Source organism: Mycobacterium sp. (genome assembly GCF_036488105.1).
Taxonomy (GTDB): domain Bacteria; phylum Actinomycetota; class Actinomycetes; order Mycobacteriales; family Mycobacteriaceae; genus Mycobacterium.
The window spans coordinates 1-7,411 of the sequence record NZ_DASXHW010000133.1 but is presented as its reverse complement, the minus strand read 5'-3'; the positions used below and the strand labels follow the sequence as shown (position 1 = coordinate 7,411).

At 66.1% G+C, this 7,411-nt stretch carries 4 protein-coding genes; all 4 read left to right on the top strand.

The window, feature by feature from the left end:
• Positions 1-4,069, top strand: a 4,069-nt coding sequence (gene eccCa, locus VGH54_RS07060; RefSeq protein ID WP_331511221.1) for a type VII secretion protein EccCa, incomplete at its 5' end; no start/stop codon positions are given.
• 235 nt (positions 4,070-4,304) lie between these two features.
• Positions 4,305-4,604 carry a PE family protein gene (locus VGH54_RS07055; protein ID WP_331511220.1) on the top strand — a complete coding sequence of 100 codons (300 nt, stop codon included), beginning with the start codon at positions 4,305-4,307 and terminating at the stop codon, positions 4,602-4,604.
• A 13-nt stretch (positions 4,605-4,617) separates the two neighbouring features.
• Complete coding sequence (locus VGH54_RS07050; RefSeq protein WP_414688661.1) at positions 4,618-5,829, top strand: PPE family protein; 1,212 nt, start codon at positions 4,618-4,620, stop codon at positions 5,827-5,829.
• 381 nt (positions 5,830-6,210) lie between these two features.
• Positions 6,211-7,411 (top strand): PPE family protein (locus tag VGH54_RS07045; RefSeq protein WP_331511218.1); only part of this gene is annotated, 1,201 nt, incomplete at its 3' end.

Here is a 7,411-nt window from a genome sequence, read left to right as displayed (position 1 = left end):
GATCGTGGTCGGTGTGCTGGTGGTCGGCCTGCTGGTCGGCATGGTCGGTATGACCGTCGCCAACGGCTCGCGCATGTTCCTGGGCGCCGGTTCGATCTTCCCGATCTTCATGATCGGCGGCGTCGCCATGATGATGTTCGGCGGCCGTTTCGGTGGCCAGCAGCAGATGAGCCGGCCAAAGCTGGACGCGATGCGCGCCCAGTTCATGCTGATGCTGGACATGTTGCGGGAGACCGCGAACGAGTCGGCCGACAGTATGGACGCCAACTACCGCTGGTTCCACCCGGAGCCGACGACGCTGGCCGCCGCGGTGGGCTCACCCCGAATGTGGGAGCGCAAACCGGACGGCAAGGACCTCAACTTCGGTGTTGCCCGCATCGGGGTGGGCATGACCCGTCCCGAGGTGACCTGGGGCGAGCCGCAGAACATGCCGACCGACATCGAGCTCGAGCCGGTGACGGGTAAGGCGCTGCAGGAATTCGGTCGCTACCAGAGCGTCATCTACAACCTGCCGAAGATGGTGTCGCTGCTGGTCGAGCCGTGGTACGCCCTGGTCGGTAACCGCGAGCAGACGCTGGGCGCCATGCGCGCGATCATCTGCCAGCTGGCTTTCTCACATGGGCCCGACCATCTGCAGATGATCGTGGTCACTTCCGACATGAGCAAGTGGGACTGGGTCAAGTGGCTGCCGCACTTCGGCGATCCGCGCCGCCGCGACGCCGCCGGCAATATCCGGATGGTGTACGGGTCGGTCCGTGAGTTCGCCGCCGACCAGGCCGAATTGTTCGCTGGGCGTGGGTCTTTCACGCCTCGGCATGCAAGCTCGTCGGCGGAGACGCCGACGCCGCACCACGTGATCATCGCCGATGTCGACGACCCGCAGTGGGAGTACGTCATCAGCGTCGACGGTGTGGACGGCGTGACGTTCTTCGATCTGACCGGTTCTGCGCTGTGGACCGGTAATCCGGAGCGGGTGCTGAAGTTCACCAATGACATCGGCGTGATCGAGGCACTGCCCCGTGACCGCGACACCTGGATGGTTATCGACGACAACAAGTGGTTCTTCGCCCTCGCCGACGACGTGACCGAGCCCGAGGCCGAGCAGTTCGCCCAGGCGGTGGCCCGTTGGCGATTGGCCGAGGCATACGAGGAGATCGGTCAGCGCGTCGCGCAGATCGGCGCCCGAGACATCTTGTCCTACTACGGCATTGAGGACCCGTCCGAGATCGACTTTGACGCGTTGTGGAGCAGTCGGCGCGACGCCCTGACCAGCCGCTCAAGGCTGCGGATCCCGTTCGGTAACCGGTCGGACAACGGCGAGCTGCTGTTTCTTGACATGAAGTCCCTCGACGAGGGCGGCGACGGTCCGCACGGCGTCATGTCGGGAACTACCGGTTCCGGTAAGTCGACGCTGGTGCGTACCGTGCTCGAATCGCTGATGCTGGCGCATCCGCCAGACGAGTTGCAGTTCGTGTTGGCTGACCTCAAGGGTGGGTCGGCGGTCAAGCCGTTCGGCGGCGTGCCGCACGTGTCGCGCATCATCACCGACCTCGAAGAGGACCAGGCGCTCATGGAGCGCTTCCTGGATTCACTGTGGGGCGAGATCGCGCGGCGCAAGGCGGTCTGCGACAACGCCGGCGTCGATGACGCCAAGGAATACAACGAAATGCGCTCCAGGATGCGCGCACGCGGGCAGGACATCCCGCCGCTGCCGATGCTGGTGGTCGTCATCGACGAGTTCTACGAGTGGTTCCGGATCATGCCGACGGCTGTCGACGTTCTGGACTCCATCGGCCGGCAGGGTCGTGCCTACTGGATCCACTTGATGATGGCCTCGCAGACGATCGAGAGCCGGGCCGAGAAGCTCATGGAGAACATGGGTTACCGGTTGGTGCTGAAAGCGCGGACCGCCGGTGCGGCACAGGCCGCGGGTGTTCCCAACGCTGTCAACCTGCCCGCGCAGGCCGGCCTCGGGTACTTCCGCAAGAGCCTTGACGAGATCGTCCGCTTCCAGGCCGAGTTCCTGTGGCGCGACTACCGTCGCGGCGTTTCGCTCGACGACGATGGGCCGGCGATGCTGACCCATTCCGTCGATTACATTCGGCCGCAACTGTTTACCACCGGCTTCACACCTATCGAGGTCAGTGTCACGGGGCCGGATGACTTCGAAGCGCTCACCAACGGCGACAGCGGCATCCGCGAGGCTTTCGGCGGTAACGGAGCCGCCGCACCCGAGGAAGAAGAGGAAGAAGAAGCGATCAGGACGCCGAAGGTCGGCACCGTGATCATCGATCAGCTTCGCCGGATCGACTTCCAGCCTTATCGGTTGTGGCAGCCACCGCTGGATCGGCCGGTTGCGATCGAGGAGCTCGTCAACCGCTTCCTCGACCGGCCGTGGCAGGAGCAGTACGGCACATCGCTGGACCTGGTGTTCCCGATTGGGATCGTCGACCGGCCGTTCAAGCACGACCAGCCGCCGTGGACGGTGGACACCTCCGGGCCCGGTTCCAACGTGCTGATCCTGGGTGCCGGTGGGTCGGGTAAGACCACCGCGTTGCAGACGCTGATCACCGCGGCTGCGCTGACCCATACGCCGGAGCAGGTGCAGTTCTATGTGCTGGCGTACAGCAGCACCGCGCTGACGACCGTGGCCGGGTTGCCGCACGTCGGCGAGGTCGTCGGTCCGACCGACCCGTACGGTGTTCGCCGCACGGTGGCAGAACTGCTTGCGCTGCTCCGTGAACGCAAGCACACCTTCCTCGAGTACGACGTTCCGTCGATGGAGGTCTTCCGGCGGCGCAAGTTCCGCGGTGAGGCGGGTCGCGTGCCCAACGACGGTTTCGGCGACATCTTCCTGGTGATCGACAACTACCGGGCGCTCGCCGAAGAGAACGAGGTACTCATCGAGCAGGTGAACCAAATCATCAACCAGGGGCCGTCTTTCGGTATCCACGTGGTGGCCACGGCCGACCGCGAATCCGAGCTGCGGCCGCCGGTGCGCAGCGGGTTCGGATCCCGGATCGAGCTGCGTCTGGCTGCGGTCGAGGATGCCAAGCTGGTGCGCTCGCGGTTCGCCAAGGATGTTCCGGTCAAGCCGGGTCGCGGCATGGTCGCGGTGAACTACGTTCGACTCGACAGCGATCCGCAATCAGGTCTGCACACGCTGGTCGCCAGGCCGGCGCTGAGCGCGACACCGGACAACGTGTTCGCGTCCGAGAGCGTTGCGGCAGCGGTCAGTCAGGTGGCCACCGGTCACGCACCGCCGGTGCGCAGGCTTCCCGCGAAGTTCGGCCTGGACCAGGTGCGGACGCTGGCACAGCAAGATCGGCGGCGAAACGTCGGTGCCGGTGGAATCGCTTGGGCCATCAACGAATTGGACCTGCAGCCGGTGTACCTCAACTTCGCCGAGAACGCTCACCTGATGGTGACGGGCCGACGCGAGTGTGGCCGGACCACGACGCTGGCAACCATCATGGCCGAGATCGGGCGGGTGTATGAGCCGGGAGCCAGCATCGCGCAACCGACTTCGCGTCCGTCGGCACAGGTGTGGCTGGTCGACCCGCGTCGTCAACTGCTGACCACGCTGGGCACGGACTACGTCGAGAAGTTCGCCTACAACCTCGACGGCGTCGCAGCGATGATGAACGAGCTGGGTGAGGTACTGGCCCGACGTGAGCCACCGCCGGGCTTGTCGGCTGAAGAGCTGCTGTCCCGTGCTTGGTGGAGCGGGCCGGAGATCTTCCTGATCATCGATGACGTTCAGCAACTGCCGCCGGGATTCGATTCGCCGCTGCAGAAGGCCGCGCCGTGGGTGACCAGGGCTGCCGATGTCGGCCTGCACGTGATCGTCACCCGCACCTTCGGTGGATGGTCGTCGGCGGGAAGCGACCCGATGCTGCGCGCGCTGGCCCAGGCCAACGCACCGTTGCTGGTCATGGACGCCGACCCGGACGAGGGCTTCATCCGCGGCAAGATGAAGGGTGGACCGCTGCCCCGCGGTCGTGGCCTGCTGATGGCCGAGGACACCGGGGTGTTCGTCCAGGTTGCTGCCACGGAGCTGCGTCGATAGCTGGATCTCTCAAAGGTCCCCCGCTCGCAAGGGCGGGGGACCTTTTGGCATGCGCTCGGCGCAGCTGATACCTGCGAGAGCTCCGCTGGCCGCACACTGGTCTCGGTCGCTCCGTAGTCGCGCACTCGCCGGACGTTTCATAGCCGGCGCATAGCTACGCCATGTTGGCATCTCATCTTTCCTAGTTAACGTCTCTAACTAGTGACGGTGCGGACTGGTGTGAAGGGAGTGCCAGATGTCATTTATGCGTACGCAGCCGACCGAATTGACGGGGGCCGCGGAGAATCTGCAGGGCATCGGTTCGAGCCTGGCGGCGCAGAACGTCGCAGCGGCGGCCCCGACCACAGGAGTGCTACCCGCGGCGGCGGACGGGGTGTCCGCGCTGACCGCTGCCCAGTTCACCACACATGCCGAGATGTACCAGGCGATCAGTGCGCAGGCCGCGGCGATCCACAAGATGTTGGTTAACACGTTGGGCACCAACGCTGGCTCATACGCGGCCACCGAGGCAGCCAACACGGCTGCAGCGGGTTAAGGGCTGTCCTGTGCTGGATTTCGGAGCTTTGCCGCCGGAGATCAACTCCGGGCGTATGTACGCCGGTCCCGGGCCGGGCTCGATGCTGGTAGCGGCGGCAGCCTGGCAGTCGCTGGCCGAGGAACTGACCTCCGCGGCGTCCGGGTATGGCTCGGTTGTCTCAACCCTCACCAGCGGCTCCTGGACCGGCCCCAGTTCCATCTCGATGGCCGCGGCCGCCACCCCGTACGTTACGTGGCTCAGCGCCACCGGCGATCAGGCCCAGCTGGCCGCCACGCAGGCCGCCGCTGCGGCCAGCGCTTACGAAAGCGCCTTCGCCGCAACGGTTCCGCCGCCGATCATCGAGGCCAATCGAAGCCTGCTGGCGGCGCTCGTCGCGACGAACGTCCTCGGTCAGAATACCCCGGCGATCGCGGCAACCGAGGCGCTCTACGCCGAGATGTGGGCCCAGGACGCCACCGCCATGTACGGCTACGCCGGCGCGTCGGCAACGGCGTCACAAGTGACCCCGTTCACCGCGCCGCCGCAGACCACCAACTCGAGCGGCCTGATGAGCCAGTCCGTCGCCGCAGCCCAGTCCGCCGCCACCTCCGGGGGGACCGATCTCGACACGATCATTTCGTCTGGCCCGCAAGTCATTTCGGGAATGCCTCAGGCCCTGCAGAGCCTGGCATCGCCGCAGGCCCTGGACGGCGTAGCGTCCACGGCGACCGGTACGTCGACGTCCTCGACATCGGCAACGTCGATCATGAACGAACTCAGCACGCCGCTGAAGCTGGCATCGATGCCCATGAGCATGCTGTCCAAGCTATTCACCGCCGGCAGTACGGCGACCGCCGCCAAGGCTGCGACGACGGCCGCCAATGAGCTGGGCGCCGCACACGCTGTCGGACTCACGTCGAGTACCGGCGCCCTGGGCTCGGTAGGCATCGGCGGCGTCGGCTCGGGCGGTCCGGAACTCTCCGCGGGTATGGGTCGGGCCACCTCGGTCGGCGCGCTGACGGTGCCGCCTGCCTGGACCGGTGCGACGCCGCCGGTGACCGCCGCCGGAACGTGGATGCACGTTGGTGGCAGCCCGGCCATCTCGGCGGGGCCGGCAGGTACGCAATCGGCCATGCCGCCGATGATGCCGATCGCCAACATGGGCGGACGCGGGGGTGCGGATACGCCGACACGATTCGAGCTTCGTTCGACCGTGATCCCCTTTACGCCGGCTGCCGGATAGCTGCACGCACTGCGGCCGCCGGGTGGCGCAGAACCGAACGCCAACTGAACAACAGTTGATCGCGGATGAACACTGCTTGATGAGTAATGAATAGTCGGCATCGTCGTCGCGGATCGCGCGCGCGGCCATCTAATGTCTCAGCCAGCGACTGTTCAGCGATGAGCATCGGCACTCAATGTTGTTGACGCTGCGGGTTACCGAGGAAAGAAAGCGCATTTCATCTGTGGCCAAATACCGCGTTCCGCACATCGATGTCGATCGGGCGGTCATCCATCAGGACCCGCCGATTGCTGACCAGCTCACGACAACGCCCCACGCCGCCGGATCCATGCGGCGCGTGACGGGGCAGACGCAAACTTGGCTTACTGACGGAGGAATCTAGTGCTTGATTTCGGGCTGTTGCCGCCGGAGGTCAATTCAGGTCGGATGTATTCGGGTCCCGGGCCCGGGCCGCTGTTGGCGGCCTCTGAGGCCTGGGACGGTCTGGCTGCCGAGTTGGGCTTTGCGGCCAGCGGTTATGGGGCCGCGCTAGCGGAGTTGACGAGCAACTCGTGGGTAGGCCCCACCTCGGTGGCGATGATGTCCGCCGTCACGCCGTACATCGACTGGTTGACCTCAACCGGCGCGCAAGCCGAGGAGACCGCCAACCATGCTCGCGCGGCCGTCGCCGCATATGAGGCGGCGTTTGCGATGACGGTGCCGCCGCCGGCGATCGCGGCCAATCGCGCGCTGCTGGCCGCCCTGGTGGCTACTAATTTCTTCGGTCAGAACACTCCCGCGATCATGATGACCGAAGCTCTGTACGCGGCGATGTGGGCCCAGGATGCGGCCGCCATGTACGGCTACGCCGGCGCCTCCCTGGTGGCCCTGCAGGTGACGCCGTTCACCACGCCGCCTCAGACGACTACCGATAACGGGACGAGCAGCCAGGCTGACGCGGTTGCCAAGGCTGCCGCTACGCCGGCCAGCCAAGCCGCGACGGTGGCGCAGAACGCGGTGTCGTCGGCGCCCACCACGACCACCCAGACGGCCGCGAGCACCGCGCTACCCGCGGCGACCCCCCCGACCACGCTGGGCGATTGGCTCACGCAACTCTGGCAAAACACCTTCACCAATTCCCCTCCCGGCGCTTGGGGCTTGGGCCTGACGAACGCCAACCTGAACACGATCCGGCAGACACTCCAGGCCTACTTCGCGGTCGGTCTCACAAACTTCGGCTACGGCCTCGGGCAGCAGTTGATTACCCCCGCTCAGGCAACGGCATTAGAAAAAGGCCTTGGGTTGATGCCTGCGACAGCAGGACTTCCCCCCATTGGCGGCACCGCAGGCGTCAGCGGCGCACCGTTTACGGCCAGCAGTGTGACGGCCCAGATGGGCGAGGCCAGCACTCTCGGGCGGCTGTCGGTGCCCGCGGGTTGGCAAGGGTCGACGCCCGCGGCGATCGAAGAGGCCCAGCTGGTCAACGCCGCACGCCCGGTCGCACCGACGTCGAATGGAATGCTCAACGGTGTTCCGATGGCGGGCAACGCCGGTCTCGAAGCCGGTGCCGGACGCCGCGGCAGCGGGAACGTCGTGAAATACG